Origin of the sequence: Streptomyces flavovariabilis (assembly GCF_000725785.1) — a bacterium.
Taxonomy (GTDB): Bacteria; Actinomycetota; Actinomycetes; order Streptomycetales; family Streptomycetaceae; genus Streptomyces; species Streptomyces hawaiiensis.
Window position 1 is genome coordinate 199,693 of record NZ_JNXD01000007.1, and the last position, 18,273, is coordinate 217,965.

General features: G+C 72.2%; 15 protein-coding genes and 1 pseudogene. 8 read left to right on the plus strand and 8 right to left on the minus strand.

The features are described 5' to 3' along the window. Nucleotides 1-5: 5 nt before the first annotated feature. The gene (locus IO24_RS0115470) at nucleotides 6-956 is read right to left on the minus strand and encodes an alpha/beta fold hydrolase (RefSeq protein WP_031136083.1); all 951 of its coding nucleotides are present in this window, start codon (nucleotides 954-956) and stop codon (nucleotides 6-8) included. Nucleotides 957-1,258: 302 nt separating this feature from the next. Here IO24_RS0115470 and IO24_RS45965 point away from each other — a divergent pair. Then, nucleotides 1,259-1,626: pseudogene (locus tag IO24_RS45965) on the plus strand (zinc ribbon domain-containing protein); the annotation flags it as partial. Here IO24_RS45965 and IO24_RS0115475 read toward each other — a convergent pair. The 3 genes from IO24_RS0115475 to IO24_RS0115485 are packed head-to-tail and all read right to left on the minus strand — an operon-like array spanning nucleotide 1,544 to nucleotide 3,901. After that, nucleotides 1,544-2,320, minus strand: coding sequence for an enoyl-CoA hydratase/isomerase family protein (locus tag IO24_RS0115475; RefSeq protein WP_031136085.1), 777 nt, complete (start codon nucleotides 2,318-2,320; stop codon nucleotides 1,544-1,546). The pseudogene IO24_RS45965 and the gene IO24_RS0115475 sit on opposite strands and share 83 nt — an antisense overlap. Beyond that, complete coding sequence (locus tag IO24_RS0115480; RefSeq protein ID WP_031136087.1) at nucleotides 2,317-2,730, minus strand: Zn-ribbon domain-containing OB-fold protein; 414 nt, start codon at nucleotides 2,728-2,730, stop codon at nucleotides 2,317-2,319. Before IO24_RS0115480 ends, IO24_RS0115475 begins: the two co-directional genes overlap by 4 nt. A gap of 10 nt (nucleotides 2,731-2,740) precedes the next feature. Then, nucleotides 2,741-3,901: a lipid-transfer protein gene (locus IO24_RS0115485; RefSeq protein WP_031136089.1), complete on the minus strand. Its 1,161-nt coding sequence runs from the start codon at nucleotides 3,899-3,901 to the stop codon at nucleotides 2,741-2,743. Between the two features lie 97 nt (nucleotides 3,902-3,998). On the opposite strand from IO24_RS0115485, the gene IO24_RS0115490 reads away from it, so the two are divergent. Further along, nucleotides 3,999-5,606 carry a FadD3 family acyl-CoA ligase gene (locus IO24_RS0115490; protein WP_031136091.1) on the plus strand — a complete coding sequence of 536 codons (1,608 nt, stop codon included), beginning with the start codon at nucleotides 3,999-4,001 and terminating at the stop codon, nucleotides 5,604-5,606. On the opposite strand, the gene IO24_RS0115495 is transcribed toward IO24_RS0115490, so the two are convergent. The 3 genes from IO24_RS0115495 to afsR form a co-directional block, all read right to left on the minus strand. Beyond that, a complete protein-coding gene (locus tag IO24_RS0115495; protein WP_031136092.1) occupies nucleotides 5,596-6,522 on the minus strand; it encodes an SMP-30/gluconolactonase/LRE family protein in 927 nt (308 codons plus the stop codon). The two genes, IO24_RS0115490 and IO24_RS0115495, sit on opposite strands and share 11 nt — an antisense overlap. A gap of 178 nt (nucleotides 6,523-6,700) precedes the next feature. Next, complete coding sequence (locus IO24_RS45650) at nucleotides 6,701-6,877, minus strand: hypothetical protein (RefSeq protein WP_167551613.1); 177 nt, start codon at nucleotides 6,875-6,877, stop codon at nucleotides 6,701-6,703. A 216-nt stretch (nucleotides 6,878-7,093) separates the two neighbouring features. Next, nucleotides 7,094-10,150, minus strand: coding sequence for an SARP-family global regulator AfsR (gene afsR / locus IO24_RS0115505; RefSeq protein ID WP_031136094.1), 3,057 nt, complete (start codon nucleotides 10,148-10,150; stop codon nucleotides 7,094-7,096). 227 nt (nucleotides 10,151-10,377) lie between these two features. Between afsR and IO24_RS0115510 the strand changes: the two genes are divergently transcribed. The 6 genes from IO24_RS0115510 (at nucleotide 10,378) to IO24_RS0115535 (ending at nucleotide 17,808) form a co-directional block, all read left to right on the plus strand. Next, nucleotides 10,378-11,622, plus strand: coding sequence for an amidohydrolase family protein (locus tag IO24_RS0115510; RefSeq protein ID WP_031136096.1), 1,245 nt, complete (start codon nucleotides 10,378-10,380; stop codon nucleotides 11,620-11,622). Nucleotides 11,623-11,636: 14 nt separating this feature from the next. Further along, nucleotides 11,637-12,539 carry a TIGR03619 family F420-dependent LLM class oxidoreductase gene (locus tag IO24_RS0115515; protein WP_045296199.1) on the plus strand — a complete coding sequence of 301 codons (903 nt, stop codon included), beginning with the start codon at nucleotides 11,637-11,639 and terminating at the stop codon, nucleotides 12,537-12,539. Nucleotides 12,540-12,548: 9 nt separating this feature from the next. Continuing rightward, nucleotides 12,549-13,319, plus strand: coding sequence for an SDR family NAD(P)-dependent oxidoreductase (locus tag IO24_RS0115520; RefSeq protein ID WP_031136100.1), 771 nt, complete (start codon nucleotides 12,549-12,551; stop codon nucleotides 13,317-13,319). A gap of 97 nt (nucleotides 13,320-13,416) precedes the next feature. Next, nucleotides 13,417-14,535: an LLM class flavin-dependent oxidoreductase gene (locus IO24_RS0115525; protein ID WP_031136101.1), complete on the plus strand. Its 1,119-nt coding sequence runs from the start codon at nucleotides 13,417-13,419 to the stop codon at nucleotides 14,533-14,535. 94 nt (nucleotides 14,536-14,629) lie between these two features. After that, nucleotides 14,630-16,360: an N-acyl-D-amino-acid deacylase family protein gene (locus IO24_RS0115530; protein WP_031136103.1), complete on the plus strand. Its 1,731-nt coding sequence runs from the start codon at nucleotides 14,630-14,632 to the stop codon at nucleotides 16,358-16,360. Next, nucleotides 16,357-17,808 (plus strand): aldehyde dehydrogenase family protein, encoded by a 1,452-nt coding sequence (locus IO24_RS0115535; protein ID WP_031136105.1) that lies wholly within the window; start codon nucleotides 16,357-16,359, stop codon nucleotides 17,806-17,808. The genes IO24_RS0115530 and IO24_RS0115535 overlap by 4 nt, the downstream gene beginning before the upstream one ends. A 6-nt stretch (nucleotides 17,809-17,814) precedes the next feature. Here the strand turns inward: IO24_RS0115535 and IO24_RS0115540 are convergent, their stop codons facing one another. After that, a complete protein-coding gene (locus tag IO24_RS0115540) occupies nucleotides 17,815-18,207 on the minus strand; it encodes a nitroreductase/quinone reductase family protein (protein ID WP_031136107.1) in 393 nt (130 codons plus the stop codon). Nucleotides 18,208-18,273: the final 66 nt, after the last annotated feature.

Consider the following 18,273-nt stretch of genomic DNA (forward strand, 5'->3'; position numbering starts at 1 on the left):
GGGTCTCAGTCCCGCAGCTCCGTCAGGAAGCCGATCAGCGCCTCGTTCACCTCGGTGGGCCGCTCCTGCTGCGTCCAGTGGCCGCAGCCCGGCAGCACCAGCGGCTTGCGCAGGTTCGGCATCAACTCGGGCAGCCGCTCGATCAGTTCGGGTGTGCCCGGGAAGGCCGGGACCAGGTCCCGGTCGCCGTACACGTACAGCGCGGGCGGGGACACCACCGCGCCCTGCCAGGGGGCGGTCAGCTCCCAGTTGCGGTCCAGGTTGCGGTACCAGTTGAGGGCGCCGGTGAAGCCCGGTTCGAAGCTCTCGGCGAGCACGTCGAGGTCCTCCTCGGTGAGCCACTCGGGCAGCACCTCGGGGTTGGGCGCGTCCGCCAGCCAGCCGCGCTCCAGGTCGTCGACCAGGGCCTGCTCGGGACGCCCGGCGTCCGGCGCGTCACCGGAGGCGGAGTACAGCAGTTTGCGCAGGGTCGTGCGGGTGTCGGCGGCGAACTCGGCGTCCGCGGCGCCGGGCAGGCTGAAGTAGTTCCAGTAGAAGCGGCCCTCGAATCGCTCCCGCATGGTCTCCAGCGGAGGCCGGTCCCCACGGAACGGCGGCGGCACGCTCAGTCCGGCCACCCCGCGCACCACGTCCGGCCGCAGCAGCGCGGTGTGCCAGGCCACCGGCGCGCCCCAGTCGTGCCCGACGACGAACGCCTGCTCCTCGCCCAGTGCGTGGATCAGTCCGACCACGTCCCCCACCAGGTGGAGGATGCTGTACGCGGCCACGTCCTCGGGGCGGTCGCTGCCGCCGTACCCGCGCTGGTCGGGAGCGACCACCCGGAAACCGGCCTCGGCCAGCGGACCGAACTGGTGCCGCCAGGAGTGCCAGGACTCCGGGAATCCGTGCAGCAGCACCACGAGCGGGCCCTCGCCCTGCTCCGCGATGTGCAGCTGTATGCCATTGACGTCGATCATCCGATGCTCAACCACCCCACGAGCATACGCATGTATGAGGAAACGACTTTTGCTGAGACTTTTACAAGAGGTCCCGGCGCTCATGCCGGGGATGAGTCCATCTCTCCCCCAGCCTTCGGCCGGGAGGTGCCCCGGCCGTATTCGGCGAGCGGAGACCCCTTGAGAAGCGAGAAAACTGACGCGCTGCGAGAGATCAAGCGCAAGGTCTGTGGCTCGGCGCCGGTGTGAGGGCTGACTCGAACACACTTGTTCGCATCGCGCGGAATTTGCGGTTGGATCTGATCTTTAGCCGCGAGCGGCAACAGATCTGCTCGGCCTGCGGATTCCGGGACGGCCCCAAGCCCTGCACGTCCGCAAGTGGACGTGCAGCGGATGCGGCACGGTGCACGACCGTGACCACAACGCAGCCCGCAACGTCCTCTTCGAAGGACGCCGTATCGTCGCCGCCGGACGGGCGGAGACGTCAAACGCCTGTGGAGCGCCGGTAAGACGGGCACGCGTGCCCGCACAGCGCGGTGAAGCAGGAAGCCCCCGGAAGGGTCACACAACTCAGGCCGGAATCCCTGGGCTTCAGGCCAGGGAGCACGTCAATCGCGCAACCGGTACTCCCGCGACCGCCCCGCGAACAGCCGGGCCTGCCGCTCGCCCGTCGCGTTCCCGAGTGCGATGAGATGCGGCGCCTGCGCGACCCCCTGCGCCCGCCCCGCCTCGCTCGCGGCCCACAGGGCGCGCACGGTCCCCTGCACCGCCTCGGTCGGATACCCGGCGAGGACGGCGGCGCACGCGGTCGCCGCCGCCGGCGCCTCGCCGTCCGCCACGAGTTCCGACACCAGCCCGACCTGGTACGCGCGTCGTGCCGAGATCCGTTCTGCCGTGCCCATCAACGCCATGCGCGCGACCTCCCCGTACGGCATGCGCTGCGCCATCAGGACGGTCTCGTAGGCGCTGACCATGCCGTAGGTGGTGTGCGGGTCGAAGAAGGAGGCGGTGGTGTCCGCGACGACGAACTCCGCCTCGCCGAGCAGATAGAAGGCCCCTCCGCAGGCCATGCCGTGCACGGCGGCGACGACCGGCTTCCACAGGTCGTTCGCCTTCGGCCCGATGCCGAGCAGCGGATCGTCCTGCGCGTACGGCGAGTTCGGCTGCGGCACGACGGCGTCCCGGTCGATGCCGGTGCAGAAGGCGCGCTCGCCGGTCCCGGTGAGGACGATCGCCCGCACGGAGTCGTCGAACCGCAGCTCGCCCCAGGTGGAGGCGAGTTCGTCGGCCATGGCGAGGTCGACGGCGTTGAGCCGCTCGGGCCGGTTCAGTGTCACGACGGCGACCCCGCTGTCCCGGTCGGCCCGCACGAGGACGCTGCTCATGACCGCTCCGGAACCCACTGGGGAAGACCGTCGTGGAAGACGGCCCGCACCCGGGCCCCGATGCGGATGCTCTCCGGCGGGAAGGCCCCGAGGGGCTGCCCGGCCCCGGTGACCAGGTTGCCCACCAGCCGGATGCGAGGCGCTTCGTCCAGCTCGACGACGACCACGTTGTACGGCGCCTGCGCGGCGTAGTCGGGCAGCAGCGGCGGATGGGCGACGACGTACGACCAGATCCGGCCCCGGCCGGACATCGGCCGCCACTCGGCGGCGAAGGACTGGCAGTGCGGGCAGCAGGGCCGGGGCGGGAAGCGGAGCTCGCCGCAGCCGGCGCAGGCCTGGACGCGGAGTTCACCCTGCGCGGCGTACTCCCAGAAGGGGGCGCCGTCGGTGTCGGGGACGGGACGCAGCATGAGCGGCTCCTCAACTCCTCAGCAGCAGGGCGGAGGTCGGGACCCCTTCCCCGGCGGTGACCAGACAGGCGGAGGCTCCCGGCACCTGTGCGGTACTGGTCCCGCGCAGCTGCCTGACCCCCTCGTTGATGAGGTTGAATCCATGCACATAGGCCTCGGACAGCCCGCCCCCGCCGGTGTTCACCGGCAGCAGCCCGCCGATCTCCAGCGCCCCGCCCTCGGTGAACGCCCCGCCCTCGCCGCGCCCGCAGAGGCCGTAGCCCTCCAGGGACAGCAGGACCAGCGGCGTGAAGGCGTCGTAGATCTGGGCGACGTCGACGTCCTCGGGGGCCAGGTCGGAGTGTTTCCACAGGTGCCGGGCGGCGCTCCAGGCGGGGCCGGTGAGGGGGTCGTCGTTCCAGTAGTTGACCATGCCGTGGTGCTGGGCGGGGAGCGACTGGGCGGCGGAATGGACGTAGACGGGCCTGTGCCGGCAGTCGCGGGCGCGCTCGGCGGAGACCACGACACAGGCCAGGGCCCCGTCGGTCTCCAGGCAGTTGTCGAAGAGGCAGAGCGGCTCGCTGATCCAGCGGGAGGTCATGTACATCTCGCGGGTCAGGGGCCGGTCGTACATGATCGCGGAGGGGTTCTGGTTGGCCCGGTTGCGGCAGGCCAGGGCGACGTTGAACAGGTGGTCCCGGGTGGCGCCGTACTCGTGCAGGTAGCGGCGGGTGAGCATCGCGATCTCGTCGGCGGGCCTCAGCAGCCCGTACGGCCGGGTCCACTGGGCCGGGGTCGGGAGCTGGACGGTCGTGTTGGTCCAGGGCCGGGGTCCGCTGCCCCGCTTGCGGGACCGCCAGGCCACCCCGACGCTCGCCTGCCCGGCGGCGACGGCCGCGGCGAGATGGGCGACGGTGGCGCACGAACCCCCGCCCCCGAAGCCCACTTTGCTGAAGAACGTGAGATCGCCGAAGCCGCAGGCCTTCGCCAGCTCCACCTCGTCCGTCTCCTCCATGGTGTAGGAGGCGAGGGCGTCGACCTCGCCGGGCGCGATCCCGGCGTCGTCGAGAGCGGCGAGGACGGCCCGGCAGGCGAGGGTGCGTTCGTCTTCCTGGAGCCGTTTGGCGAAGGGCGTCTGGCCTATGCCGACGAGAGCGGTGGCGTCCTTGAGGCCTCCCGATCCTGCTGCCATGCTGCGCGCACCTCCGGGGCCGAACGGTCGCTGACAGGCCGTCAGATTACAGATAATCTGACGGACAGTCAGCTCCTATGCGGTCGGGAGGCGTGCTGTGCGAGCGGATACGGCATGGGAAAGCGTTCCGGGCCTGGTCAAGGCGGCGGCCGAGCGGTACGCGGACGTCGAGGCGGTCGTCGAGGGCCGGACCCGCGTCACCTACGCGGAACTGGGCGCACGCGTGGAGCGCGCGGCGGCGGCCTGCCTGGCGACCGGCATCGGGCCGGGCGACCGGGTCGGCATCTGGGCCCCGAACACGCTCGACTGGATCACCGCCGCCCTGGGCGCCGTCTCGGCGGGCGCGGTACTCGTGCCGCTGAACACCCGCTTCAAGGGCGCCGAGGCGGCGGACGTACTGCGCCGCAGCGGCGCCCGGCTGCTGTTCGTGACGGGCACGTTCCTCGGCACGTCGTACGTGGCGTCCCTGCGCAGGGCGGCGGGGGACGGCCCGGGTACCGGCCCCCTGCCAGGCCTGCCGGACCTGAAGCACGCGGTCGTCCTCTCGGACGACGCCCCGGCGTCCTTCCTGACCTGGAAGGACTTCCTGGCCGGCGGGGAGGGGGCGGGGCCGGGGGACGTGCGGGAGAGGGCCACGGCCGTGCGGGGGTCCTGGCCCTCGGACATCATCTTCACGTCGGGCACGACGGGCCGCCCCAAGGGCGCCGTCATCACCCACGAACAGACGCTGCGGGCCTACGACATCTGGGGTGACCTGGCGGGTCTCACCCGGGGCGACCGCTACCTGATCGTCAACCCCTTCTTCCACACCTTCGGCTACAAGGCCGGGGTGATCGCCTGCCTGATGCGGGGCGCGACGATGATCCCCCAGCCGGTGTTCAACGTGGACACCGTCCTGGCCAACATCGCCGCCGAGCGGGTCTCCGTGCTCCCCGGCCCCCCGACCCTCCTCCAGTCCCTCCTGGACCACCCCGCACGGGACGCCCACGACCTCTCGGCCCTGCGCCTGGTGGTGACGGGAGCGGCGGTCGTGCCGCTGCGTCTGGTGGAGCGGCTGCGCACCGAACTCGGCATCGGCACGGTCCTCACGGCCTACGGCCTCTCCGAGGCGAGCGGCGTCGTCACGATGTGCCGGCGCGGCGACGACCCGGCGGTCATCGCGGCCACGTCGGGCCGGGCCATCCCGGGCACGCGGATACGGGTCGTCGACCCCGAGGGCCGGCCCCTGGCGCCAGGCCTGCCGGGCGAGGTCCTGGTGCGCGGCTTCAACGTCATGACGGGCTACTACGAGGACGAGCAGGCCACCGCCGACGTGCTGTCGCCGGACGGCTGGCTGCGCACCGGAGACGTCGGCGTCCTGGACGCGGCGGGCAACCTGCGCATCACCGACCGCCTCAAGGACATGTTCATCGTCGGCGGCTTCAACGCCTACCCCGCGGAGATAGAGCAGCTCCTGGGCCTTCACCCGGACGTGGCCGACGTGGCGGTGATCGGCGTACCGGACGCCCGGCTCGGGGAGGTCGGCCGGGCCTACGTCGTACGGCGCCCGGGCGCCCTGCTGACCGCCGACGACCTGATCGCCTGGTCCCGCAGGGAGATGGCGAACTACAAGGTGCCGAGAACCGTCCGGTTCGTCGCGCGGCTGCCGCGCAACGCGAGCGGGAAGGTCGTGAAGGGCGCCCTGCGCGACCCGGTCACCGGCTGACCGGCAGGGCCGGGGTGCCGGTGACCGACATCATCAAGGAGTACAGGGTGGTGTCGGCGGCGATGAACAGGCGGTTGCGCCGGGCGCCGCCGAACCGCACGTTGGCGACGGTACCGGGCACCAGGATGCGGCCGATGAGCGTGCCGTCGGGGTCGTAGCAGTGCACGCCCCCGGCCAGGGCGGCGGCCCACAGCCGCCCCTCGTCGTCGAACCGGATGTTGTCGAAGTTGCCCTGCGCGCACGCGGCGAAGACCTCGCCGCCGGCGAGGCCCGTCCCGTCCTCCTGGACGTCGAAGACACGGATGTGGTTGGCGACGCTGTCGGACACGTACAACTGCCGTTCGTCCGGCGAGAAGACGAGCCCGTTGGGCCCCTGGAACCCGTCGGCGACCAGCCGCACCTCGCCGCTCGCGGGGTCGACGCGGTAGACGTTCCGGGCCCCGATCTCGCTCTCGGCGCGGTGCCCCTCGTAGTCGGTGGCGATCCCGAACTCGGGGTCGGAGAACCAGATCGACCCGTCCGACTTCACCACGGCGTCGTTCGGGCTGTTGAGCCGCTTGCCCCGGAACCGCTCGGCGATCACCGTGACCGACCCGTCGTGCTCGGTCCGGGTCACCCGCCGGTTGCCCTGCTCACAGGTGATGAGACGGCCCTGCCCGTCCAGGGTGCTGCCGTTCGGATACCCGGCGGGGGAGCGGAAGACCCCCACGGCCCCCGTGGTCTCGTCCCACCGCAGCAGCCGGTCGTTGGGGATGTCGCTCCACACCAGGTACCGCCCGGCGGGCACGTACACGGGCCCCTCGGCCCACCGGCACCCTTCGAACAGGGTCTCCAGCCGCGAGTCCCCCGCCTGGCACCGGCCCGTCCGGAACCGCTCGTCGAGGGTCTCGTACAGATGGGGCTGCTCGCCGGGCATGGGATCCGCCTCCGCGCTGGAAAGGGTGATCTACGGGCCCCCACTATCGCGCGCCGGGGGCGGCTGCGCACTCCACGGGGCCGTGCGGGTCGTTCCGCTCCGACCGGCCTGCGGACACACCTCGGCCGCGACGGCTCCCCCTCCGCGCCGCCGCGGCCGAACCCCGTGTGGTGGTGGACTACTTCGTCGGCTTGAAGGGCTCCGACGTCGCGTGCAGGTCCTTGACCTCGAGCGGCTCCTCGGTGGCGTGCAGGTCCTGCTTCTTGACGGCGCCCTCGTCCGTGGCGTGCAGGTCCTTGGTCGTGAGCGGCTCGTCGGTGGCGTGCAGGTCCTGCGGCTTGAGCTCGTCGCCCATGATCGTCAACTCCCCTTGGCATGGATCAAGCAGTGAGGTCGGCGGGCCCGTCCGGCCACTCCCCCGAGGATGGCCGGACGGGCCCACCCGGGCCGCTCATCCAGGAACGTCTGAGCGAGGCCCGTGCGGTGACCCGTCTGCCCCCCGACGCGACGGATCAACTGCGTCCATGATGGCGTGGGGCGATAAACGAATGATGAACGCCCCGACGACGCCTCAGGCCGCCTGCACCGGGGACAGCAGCGCACGCACCTCGGCCGCCTCCGGCGAGCCCAGCTCCTCGTAGATCCCGGCGGCTTCCTGCCAGCAGACCTGGGCCCGGCCGGTCTGGCCGATGCCGCTGAGAGCGCGTCCGAGGACCGTGAGGACGTTGCCCCGCCGCCACTCCCCGCCGATCCCGCGCAGCACCGTGAGCGCCATCTCGGCATTGGCCGCCGCCCGGGCCGCACGCCGGGCGGCGAGATCCACCTCGGCCAGCCGGAACAGGCTCATGCCCTCCCAGAGGCGCTGCCTGCTGTCGCGGAACACCTCCAGCGCCTCCTGGAGCCGGTCGGCCGCCTCGTCCAGCTTCCCGCTCTGGGTGAGGGCGAGCCCGAGGGCGTAGCGGGCGTTCGCCCCGCGCATGGAGTTGCCCATGACGTCGTAGATGTCGATGCCCTCCTGGGCCAGCGCGACCGCGCTCCGGGTCCGCCCGGTCGCCAGGTGGATCCGGGAGAGGTTGCAGAGTGCGGCCGCCTCGCCCGGGCGGTCCCCCAGGGCCCGGAAGTGCTCGATGGCCCGGGAGAGGTGCTCCTCGCCGTCCGTGTGGCGGTTCTGGTACAGCGCGATGATGCCGCGCGCGTTGCGCGCCCAGCAGACGGGGAGCAGGTCGTCGGACTCCTGCGCGAGGCGGATGGCCCGTTCCGCCTCTTCCTCGGCCCGTTCGAAACGGCCGCTCACGTGGTGGACGTTGACGAGCGTCATCAGCGCCCGGGCTTCCGCCCGCCCGAGCCCGTGCGACCGGGCCGCGCCGACGAGCGCCTCGGCCGTCGCCTCGTACTCCCGCGAGTTGGCCCCCGACTCGGACAGGTCGTGCGCGGCCCACAGCATGTCGATCGCCCGGGGGAGGGTCTCCGGCTGCCCGGCGGACTGCCGTACGCACGCGAGGAGGCACATGGCCTCCGCGTACAGCCAGTCCTGCGCCGCGTGCCGGTTGCCGAACCGCAGCCCCGGATACGACGTGGGCTCCAGATGGTCCACGAGCCGGTCGCCCGGCCGCTCGATGGCGTACACGCCCGCCGCGGACGCCAGATAGAAGTCCAGCAGCCGGGACAGCGCCGACCACCGCTCGCTCGGGGGCAGTTCGTCCCGTTCCGCACAGGCACGCGCGTAGAGCCGCACCAGGTCGTGGAAGCGGTAGCGGCCGGGGGCCGCCGATTCGAGGAGGGAGGTGTCCACGAGGGACTCCAGCAGGTCCTCCGTGTCCTCGACCGGGAGGTCCAGGACCGCCGCCGCGGCGGCGAGGGAGATGTCGGGGCCGTCCGCCAGGCCGAGCAGACGGAACGCGCGGGCCTGGGCGGGTTCCAGCTGGCCGTAGCCGAGTTCGAAGGTGGCCTTGACGGCCAGGTCGCCGGCCTGGAGTTCGTCCAGGCGGCGACGCTCGTCGGCGAGCTTCGCCGCGAGGACCGACACCGTCCAGGTGCGGCGGGCGGCCAGGCGGGACGCCGCGATGCGGATGGCCAGCGGCAGGAAACCGCAGGCCGCCACCACGTCCAGGGCGGCCTTGCGCTCGGACGCCACCCGCTCCTCGCCCACGATCGTCGTGAACAGCGCCAGCGCCTCGTCCGGGGACATCACGTCGAGGTCGATCAGGTGGGCGCCCGCCAGGTCCACCATCCGCACCCGGGAGGTGACCAGCGCGGCGCAGCCGTCCGTGCCGGGCAGCAGGGGGCGCACCTGGGCGGCGTCCCGGGCGTTGTCCAGCAGGACCAGCACCCGGCGGCCGGCCAGGACCGAGCGGTACAGGGCCGCGCGCTCCTCCAGGGAGTCGGGGATCGCCGAGTCGGCCGTGCCGAGGGCGCGCAGGAAGGAGCCCAGGACCGTCTCCGGGTCCGCCGCCCGGGCGCCCGCGCCCTGAAGGTCGACGTACAGCTGCCCGTCCGGGAACGCCGCACGGGCCTGGTGGGCCACGTGCACCGCGAGGGTCGTCTTGCCGACGCCGCCGATGCCGGCCAGGGCGGAGACCGCCATGACCCGGCTCTCGGCGGAGGTGAGGATGCCGCCGAGTTCGCGTACGAAGGCGGAACGGCCGGTGAAGTCCGGGACCGTCGCCGGCAGCTGGGCCGGGCGGACCGGGGCCGAGGCCGGCTCGGGCGCCGGGGAGGGGGGCTCCGCCAGACCGGGGTCCGCCTGGAGGATCCGCTGCTGCAGCTCGCTCAGGCCGGGGCGCGGGTCCACGCCGAGTTCGTCGGCGAGCAGGCGGCGGGTGTCGGCGTACACGGCCAGGGCCTCGGCCTGGCGGCCGCTGCGGTAGAGCGCCAGCATCAGGAGCTCGCGGAGCCGTTCCCGGAGCGGATGGGCCGCGGTGAGGGCCGTGAGCTCCGAGACGGCCTCGGCATGGCAGCCCTGCTCCAGGTCCATGTCCAGGCGCGCTTCGAGGAGCTGGAGCCGCCACTCCTCCAGACGCACGCGCTGGGCCTCCGCGTAGGGGCCCGGCACTCCGGCGAGGGTCTCCCCGTCCCACAGGACGAGGGCGCGGCGCAGGGTGGCGCGGGCATGGCAGAGGTCGCCGGCGGAGCGGGCCTTCTCCGCCGCGGTCGCCAGGTCCTGGGCGACGGTGAGGTCCAGGGCGCCGTCGGCGAGACCGCGGACCGCGTAACCGCCGGACTCGCTGACCAGGGCAGCGGGGCCGGCGGCACCGGTGCCGCCCGACCGGCGTCCCTCGCCGCCCGGGTCGAGCACCTTGCGCAGGCGGGAGGCGTACGTCCGTACCGCCGCCAGTGCCTGCGAGGGCGGTTCCTCGCCCCACAGGGCGTCGATCAGCTCCGCGGCCGTGGCGGTCCGGCCCTCGCGCAGCAGCAGGGCGGCGAGCAGGGCGCGCTGTTGGGGGGACCCGGTGGCGACCGGCTCGTCACCGCGCCAGGCGCGCACGGGGCCGAGCACGCTGAAGCGCAGGGTCGCGGACATCGCCGGCCTCTGCGCGTCAGCCGTCGTCGCCGACTCCGGCGATGCCGGCGTGAAGTCGGGACGCCGCTGCTCCGGTACGCGCGGCACACCGTCCGGTACACCGTCCATGCAGTCCCCCTAGACATCCTGAGCAACCACGCCAGTTTGCCTTGTTGACGGCGGATACGTCAGCCGTGGGAGACACCGATCACAGGGCGGCGCACGGGAGTCCACCACGTCTGCACACTCTCTCCGCATGCGCTCGGGCCGGACCGTGTGGATCAGGCCATCAAGGCCGGAACCGGTCTCCGCGCACATAGCTGACGACCCGTCAGATCAGCGCTACCGTGAGCGGTATGGACACCCACGACGGCACCTTTCCGCTGATCATCTCCGTGGACGACCACACCGTGGAGCCCGCGAGCGTCTGGCAGGACCGGCTTCCGGGGAAGTACCGGGACGTCGGGCCGCGGATCGTCCGGGCTCCCGTGAAGGAAATGACCTTCCTCGGAGGCCGCTTCAAGCCGGTCATGGGGCAGCCCGGGGACGACGGCCCCGTCGGGGACTGGTGGGTCTACGAGGATCTGCGGCGGCCCCTGACCCGGCTCGACACCGCGGTCGGGTACAGCAGGGATGAGATCAAGCTCGAGGTGATCACCTACGAGCAGATGCGCCCGGGGTCGTACGACGTCACCGAGCGGCTCGCCGACATGGACGTCAATCACGTCCAGTCCGCCCTGTGCTTCCCGACGTTCCCGCGCTTCTGCGGCCAGACCTTCACCGAGGCGAAGGACCACGAGCTGGGCCTGCTCTGCGTACGCGCCTACAACGACTGGATGGTGGAGGAGTGGTGCGGCCCGGACGCGCACGGGCGGCTCATACCCCTGCCCCTCATCCCTCTGTGGGACGCCGAGCTGGCGGCGGCCGAGGTCCGGCGCAACGCCGCCCGCGGTGTCCGCGCGGTCGCCTTCTCCGAGATACCGCCGTACCTCGGGCTGCCCTCCGTCCACACCGACGGCTGGGATCCGTTCCTCGCCGCGTGCGACGAGACCGGCACGGTCGTGGCCATGCACATCGGCTCCAGCAGCCGCATGCCGTCCACCTCCGCGGACGCCCCGCCCGCCGTCGGCTCCACCATCACGTACGCCAACTGCTGCTTCTCCATGGTCGACTGGCTGATGAGCGGCAAGTTCGAGCAGTTCCCGAACCTCAAGGTCATGTACGCCGAGGGGCAGATCGGCTGGATCCCGTACATCCTGGAGCGGGCCGACGTGGTGTGGGAGGAGAACCGCGGCTGGGGCGGTGTCGCCGACAAGGTGCACCGGCCGCCGTCCGAACTGTTCGCCGAGCACGTCTACGGCTGCTTCTTCGACGACGCCTTCGGCCTGCGCAACCTCGACTCCATCGGCGTCGGCAACGTCCTCTACGAGACCGACTACCCCCACTCCGACTCCACCTGGCCCAAGTCCCGCGAGGTCGGCGAGGCGCAGATGGGGCACCTGGAGCCGGCGGTCGTGGAGCGGATCGTGCGGGGCAACGCCATCGAACTGCTCGGGCTCACCGCGGACGGCCTGTGGCCGGGCGGCGGTGGTGCACGGTGAGCCTGCGGTACGGGATGCAGCTTCCCGTCCAGTCGCAGAGCACCCTCTACGCCGAGGCGTGGGAGGCGGAGGCCGGACCGGAGGACCTGCTGGAGATCGCCCGTGCCGCCGACCGGGCCGGGTTCGACTATCTGGCCGGTTGCGACCATGTGGGCATCCCCCGCCGGCTCGCCGCCGCGATGAGCACCGTCTGGTACGACCCCGTCGCCACGCTCGCCTTCCTCGCCGCCGCCACCGAACACGTCCGGCTGCTCAGCCATGTCGCGATCGTCGGCCTGCGGCACCCCCTCCTCACCGCCAAGCAGTACGCCACGCTCGACCACCTTTCGAGCGGTCGCCTGATCCTCGGGATCGGCGCGGGCCACGTCCAGGAGGAGTTCGAGGCCCTGGGCGTCGACTTCCGCGGGCGCGGGGCCGTGCTCGACGAGTGCGTCGACGCCCTGCGCGCCGCCCTCGGGCCGGAGGAGTTCCCCGAGCACCACGGCAAGCTGTACGCCTTCGAGGGGCTCGGGCAGCGGCCCCGGCCGGTGCAGGACCCCGTCCCGCTGTGGGTCGGCGGCTCCTCGCCCGCCGCCGTGCGACGGGCCGCCCTCAAGGGCGACGGGTGGCTGCCGCAGGGGGATCCGAGGGACCGGCTGCCCGCGCAGATCGCGCGGATCCGGGAGCTGCGCGAACAGGCCGGTGTGCGGGGTCCGTTCACCGTGGGTGCCATCACCGAGCCGCTGTACGCCGGGACGCCCCGGTGGGACGTGGGGCGCCGGACCCTCACCGGTGGGCCGCAGGAGCTCGCCGAGTCGCTGCGGGCGTACCGGGCGATGGGCGTGCACCAGATCCAGGTGCGGTTCCGCAGCCGGAGCCGTACGGAACTCACCGACCAGATCGCGGCGTTCGGCGCCGAGGTCGCCCCCGAGCTGTGAGGAGTCCCCATGGGCAAGCTCGACGGACGGGTCGTCATCGTCACCGGCGCCGCACGCGGCCAGGGCGAGCAGGAGGCCCGGCTGTTCGCGGCCGAGGGGGCCCGGGTCGTCGTGGCGGACGTGCTCGACGACCCGGGCGAGGCCCTGGCCAAAGAGATCGGCGCGCGGTACGTCCATCTCGACGTCGGCCGTGAGGACGACTGGCAGGCCGCCGTCACCGCCGCCAAGGACGCGTTCGGTCATGTCGACGGGCTCGTCAACAACGCCGGCATCCTGCGCTTCAACTCCCTCCTCGACACACCCCTCGACGAGTTCATGCAGGTCGTGCAGGTCAACCAGGTGGGCTGTTTCCTGGGCATCAGGGCGGTCGCCCCGGAGATGGCCGACGGGGGCACGATCGTCAACACCGCCTCCTGCACCGGCCTGACGGGCATGGCCGCGGTGGGTGCCTACGCGGCGACCAAGCACGCCGTGGTCGGTCTGACCCGGGTCGCCGCCCTGGAGCTGGCCGGGCGGGGGATACGCGTCAACGCCGTCTGCCCCGGGGCCATCGACACGGCGATGTCCAACCCGGCCCGGCTGGACCCGGACGCCGACCCGGAGGAGACGGCGCGGGGTCTCGACCGGCTGTACCGCAAGCTCGTGCCGCTGGGCAGGGCCGGGCAGCCCGAGGAGGTGGCCAGGCTCGCGCTGTTCCTGACCTCGGAGGACTCCTCGTACATCACGGGGCAGCCGTTCGTGATCGACGGCGGGTGGCTGGCCGGCGTCAGCATCATCTGACGCTCCATCAGGTATTGACGCTCTCGGAGGCCGGTGGAACAGTCGGAGCCATAAATCTGACGTACCGTCAGAACTGACCGTGGGGCGGTGAACCTCCTTGGAATTCGGCATCTTCGTTCAGGGATACGTCGGCAAACGGGCCGAGACCGACCCGCTCGCCGAGCACAAGGCGCTGATGGAGGAGACCGAGTACGTCATCCAGGCCGACAAATCCGGCTTCAAGTACGCCTGGGCCTCCGAGCACCACTTCCTGGACGAGTACTCGCACCTGTCCGCCAACGACGTCTTCCTCGGGTACCTGGCGCACGCGACCGAGCGGATCCATCTGGGCTCGGGCATCTTCAACCCGCTCGCCCCGGTCAACCACCCGGTGAAGGTCGCCGAGAAGGTCGCCATGCTCGACCACCTCAGCGGCAACCGCTTCGAGTTCGGCAGCGGGCGGGGCGCCGGCTCGCACGAGATCCTCGGGTTCATGCCGGGCGTGACCGACATGAACCACACCAAGGAGCTCTGGGAGGAGACCATCGCCGAGTTCCCCAGGATGTGGCTCCAGGACGAGTACCAGGGCTTCACGGGCAAGCACTGGTCGCTGCCGCCGAGGAAGGTTCTGCCGAAACCGTACGGGCCGTCGCACCCGGCCATGTGGTACGCCGCCGGATCGCCGCCGTCCTACGCCATGGCCGCGAAGAAGGGGCTCGGGGTGCTCGGCTTCAGCGTGCAGAAGGTCTCCGACATGGAGTGGGTGCTGGAGCAGTACAAGACGGCGATCGTGGACGCGGAGCCCGTCGGGGCCTTCGTGAACGACAACGTGATGGTGACGACCACGGCGATCTGTGCGCCGACCCATGCGGAGGCCGTGCGGATCGCCGCGAGCGGAGGGCTGCACTACCTGCCCTCGCTGGTGTTCCGGTACCACGACACGTTCCCCCGGCCCGAGGGGTTCCCGGTGTGGCCGGAGACGCTGCCGGAGTACACCGAGGAGTTCGTGGAGGTGCTGATCGAGGAGGAGCTGCTGATCTGCGGGGACCCGGACGAGGTGCTGCGGCAGTGCGAGCGGTGGGAGCGGGCCGGGGCGGACCAGCTGAGTTTCGGGTTGCCGGTGGGGGTGCCGAAGGAGGAGACGCTGCAGACGATCCGGCTGGTCGGGGAGTACGTGATTCCCAAGATCGATACGGATCCCGTGCATCGGACTTCGCGGTTCCGGGGGATCGGCTGAGCGTCGTCGGCGGGTGCGGGTGCGGGTGCGTCGTGGCTGATCGCGCAGCTCCCCGCACCCCTCAAGGACATGCAGCTCAAGGAGTTGAGTGGTCATGCTCGATCACGTCATCAAAGGGGCGGTCGTCGTCGACGGGACCGGTGCGCCCGGCCGCACCGCCGACGTCGGCATCAAGGACGGCCGTATCTCCGTCGTGGGGACGGTCACCGAGGAGGCACCGTCGGTCGAGGACGCCTCCGGTCTCGTCCTCGCCCCCGGCTTCGTCGACCCCCACACCCACTACGACGCCCAGCTCTTCTGGGATCCGTACGCCACGCCCTCGCTCAACCACGGGGTCACCACCGTCGCGGGCGGGAACTGCGGGTTCACGCTCGCGCCACTGCATCCCGGCCGGCCCGGGGACGCCGACTACACCCGGCGGATGATGTCCCGGGTCGAGGGCATGGCGCTGGTGGCGCTGGAGGAGGGGGCGCCCTGGAACTGGCACACCTTCGGGGAGTACCTGGACGCCCTGGAGGGGCGGATCGCCGTCAACGCCGGGTTCATGGTGGGGCACTGTGCGCTGCGGCGGTACGTGATGGGGCCGCAGGCCGTGGGCGGGCAGCCGAGTCAGGAGCAGCTCGCCGCGATGGTGCGCTTGCTGCGGGAGGCCATGGACGCCGGGGCCTGGGGGCTGTCCACCACCCAGTCGAGCAGCCACTCCGACGGGGACGGGCAGCCGGTCGCCTCACGGCATGCGCAGCCCGCCGAGCTGCTGGCGCTGTCGCGGGCCGTCGGGGAGTGCGAGGGCACGCAGATCGAGGCGATCGTCGCGGGCTGTCTGGACCAGTTCAGCGACGCGGAGATCGACCTGTTCGTGGAGATGAGCGCGGTGGCGGGGCGGCCGCTGAACTGGAACGTGCTGACGATCGACGCGGCCGTTCCCGAGCGCGTGCCCCGGCAGCTCCTGGCGAGCGAGCAGGCCCGGAAGGCCGGCGGCAGGGTCGTGGCGCTGACCATGCCGATCCTCACGCCCATGAACATGTCGCTGGGCACGTTCTGCGCGCTGAACCTCATCCCCGGGTGGGGACCGGTGCTCGGGCTGCCCGTGCCCGAGCGGATCGAGAAGCTGCGGGACGCGGACGTACGGGCCGAGCTGCTGCGCCGTGCCAACAGCAAGGAGGCGGGTGTCTTCCGGCGGCTCGCGAACTTCGGGCGGTACGTCATCGGCGACACCTACAGCGAGGCGAACGCCGGGCTGACCGGGCGCGTGGTCAGGGACATCGCCGAGGAGCGCGGGCAGGAGCCCTTCGCGTGCCTGGTGGAGATCTGCGCCAACGACGGGCTGCGCACGGTGCTGTGGCCGATGCCGACCGACAACGACCCGGCGTCCTGGGCGCTGCGGGCTCAGACCTGGCAGCACGAGGACGTGCTGCTCGGCGGGTCCGACGCGGGCGCCCATCTGGACCGGATGTGCGGGGCGCCGTACACCACCCGGTTCCTCGGGGACTGCCTGCGGGGCCGGAAGCTGGTCGGTCTGGAGCAGGCCGTGAAGATGCTGACCGACGATCCGGCCCGGCTCTTCGGGCTGCGGGAACGGGGGCGGATCCGGGAGGGCTGGCACGCGGACCTGGTCCTGCTCGACCCGGAGCGGATCGACGCCGGCCCGGCCACCCTGGTGCACGACCTGCCCGGCGGCAGCCCGCGCCTGGACTCCCGGGCGCTGGGCGTGCGGGCCGTGTGGGTCAACGGGGTCGAGGCGATCCGGGACGACGTGGTGACCGGGGCCGTGCCGGGCCGGGTGCTCCGCTCGGGGCGGGACACGGAGACGGTGAGCACGAGGTGACGGCACGGCAGGCGCTGTTCGTCGGCGGCTCCTGGGCGGAGCCGGACGGCGGGCACTACGAGGTGATCGACCCGGCGACCGAGGAGGCCGTCGGATGGGCGCCGGAGGCCTCGCGGGATCAGGTGCTCGCGGCCTGTGCCGCGGCCCGCGAGGCCTTCGGGCCGTGGTCGCGCACCCCACCGGAGGAGCGGGCCGCGGTGCTCGCGCGGGCGGCGGGGATCATCACCGCCCGCCTGAAGGAGTACGCGTCGCTGGCCCGGGCCGAGACCGGCGCGACCACCGGCACGGCCCGGGCCATGCAGGTGGGCGTCGCCGCCGCCCGCTTCCGGCGCTACGCGCGCGTGGAGCCCGCCGAGTGGGCGATCCCGCCCCAGATCAACGAGGCCGGGCCCATGGGCAGGGCCGGTGTGCTGGGCGCTCTGGCCGTCCGGCAGCCCGTCGGGGTCGTCACCTGCGTCACCTCGTACAACAATCCCTGGGCCAACCCGGCCGGCAAGATCGCCCCCGCCCTGGCCATGGGCAACACGGTCGTGGTGAAACCGGCCCCGCAGGATCCGCTGTCGGTCTACCGGATGGCCGAGGCGCTGGAGGCGGCGGGTGTCCCGCCGGGCGTGGTGAACGTCGTGTCCGGCCGGTCGACCGGGGTCGGCGAGGCGGCCGTGGCGTCACCGGACGTCGACATGGTCAGCTTCACCGGCTCCACGGCGGTCGGGCAGCGCATCGCCGAGGTGTGCGGGCGCGACATGAAACGGCAGCTGATGGAGCTGGGCGGGAAGGGCGCGGCGGTCGTCTTCGACGACGCCGACCTCGGCTCGGCCGTCGCCGGTATCGGCACCACCTTCTCCTTCTACAGCGGGCAGATCTGCACGGCACCGACGCGGGTGCTGGCGCAGCGCGGGATCTACGACCGGCTGGTGGAGCAACTGGCGGCGTACTCGGGCCGGTTGAAGGTCGGGGATCCGCGCGAGCCGGACACCGTGGTCGGGCCGGTGATCTCGGCGGCGCACCGGGACCGGGTGGAGTCGTACATCGAACTGGGCCGGAAGGAGGGCGCTGTGGTGGTGGCGGGTGGCGAACGCCCGGATCCGCCCCGCGGCTTCTACGTCGCCCCGGCCGTCCTGGCCGACTGCACCAACGACATGCGCGTGGCCCGCGAGGAGATCTTCGGGCCGGTGGTGGCCGTGCTCCCCTTCGACGACGAGGAGGAGGGCGTCGCGCTCGCCAACGACACCGACTACGGGCTCATCGACTACGTCTGGTCGGGGAACGTGGCCCGTGCCTTCCGGGTGGCACGGCGGCTGCGAGCCGGCGGCGTCGGGGTCAACACCGTCGGACGGAACATGGAGGCGCCTTTCGGCGGCTTCAAGCGGAGCGGCGTCGGCCGGGACGTCGGCTCGTACGCCCTGCACGCCTACAGCGAGGTGCAGGCGATCGTCTGGCCGGGCTGACGCCTGTCAGGTGTCCAGATCCACCCGTACGGTCAGCAGGTTCGTCCCGAGGGCCCGCACCCCCAGGCCGTTGACCCGCGGCAGCTTCCGCAGCCGCGCCACCGGGTCGTCCTGCGGCATCAGACGCGCGGTGCCCTCGTGCCACCGCCCGCGGATCCGCACCCGCACCCGCGGATCGGCCTTGATGTTGCGCACGTACTGTGACCGTTCGCCGAACTCCGACACCAGCCAGAAGGAGCCGCCCTCGCGGCGCCCGCCGACCGGCGTCTGACGGGGCAGCCCGGAAACGCGGCCCGTCGTCTCCAGGACCGTCTGGAGGGGGAGGCGGCGCAGGAGCGGGTTGAGGCGGCGCTGGAAGGCCGTGGTCGCGCGAAACCTCAGGTCGGTGCGGCGGGACATCGTCGACGGGTCTCCTTCACACGCGGCTCTCACGGTTTCTGCATCGGTGCCTGCTTCAATGATCCC

What these genes read in the sequence shown, in the direction of transcription:
- IO24_RS0115470 (WP_031136083.1), bottom strand. Translation starts at nt 956, where the DNA reads ATGATCGACGTCAATGGCATACAGCTGCACATCGCGGAGCAGGGCGAG.
- IO24_RS0115475 (WP_031136085.1), bottom strand. Translation starts at nt 2,320, where the DNA reads ATGAGCAGCGTCCTCGTGCGGGCCGACCGGGACAGCGGGGTCGCCGTC.
- IO24_RS0115480 (WP_031136087.1), bottom strand. Translation starts at nt 2,730, where the DNA reads ATGCTGCGTCCCGTCCCCGACACCGACGGCGCCCCCTTCTGGGAGTAC.
- IO24_RS0115485 (WP_031136089.1), bottom strand. Translation starts at nt 3,901, where the DNA reads ATGGCAGCAGGATCGGGAGGCCTCAAGGACGCCACCGCTCTCGTCGGC.
- IO24_RS0115495 (WP_031136092.1), bottom strand. Translation starts at nt 6,522, where the DNA reads ATGCCCGGCGAGCAGCCCCATCTGTACGAGACCCTCGACGAGCGGTTC.
- IO24_RS45650 (WP_167551613.1), bottom strand. Translation starts at nt 6,877, where the DNA reads ATGGGCGACGAGCTCAAGCCGCAGGACCTGCACGCCACCGACGAGCCG.
- afsR (WP_031136094.1), bottom strand. Translation starts at nt 10,150, where the DNA reads ATGGACGGTGTACCGGACGGTGTGCCGCGCGTACCGGAGCAGCGGCGT.
- IO24_RS0115510 (WP_031136096.1), top strand. Translation starts at nt 10,378, where the DNA reads ATGGACACCCACGACGGCACCTTTCCGCTGATCATCTCCGTGGACGAC.
- IO24_RS0115515 (WP_045296199.1), top strand. Translation starts at nt 11,637, where the DNA reads ATGCAGCTTCCCGTCCAGTCGCAGAGCACCCTCTACGCCGAGGCGTGG.
- IO24_RS0115520 (WP_031136100.1), top strand. Translation starts at nt 12,549, where the DNA reads ATGGGCAAGCTCGACGGACGGGTCGTCATCGTCACCGGCGCCGCACGC.
- IO24_RS0115530 (WP_031136103.1), top strand. Translation starts at nt 14,630, where the DNA reads ATGCTCGATCACGTCATCAAAGGGGCGGTCGTCGTCGACGGGACCGGT.
- IO24_RS0115540 (WP_031136107.1), bottom strand. Translation starts at nt 18,207, where the DNA reads ATGTCCCGCCGCACCGACCTGAGGTTTCGCGCGACCACGGCCTTCCAG.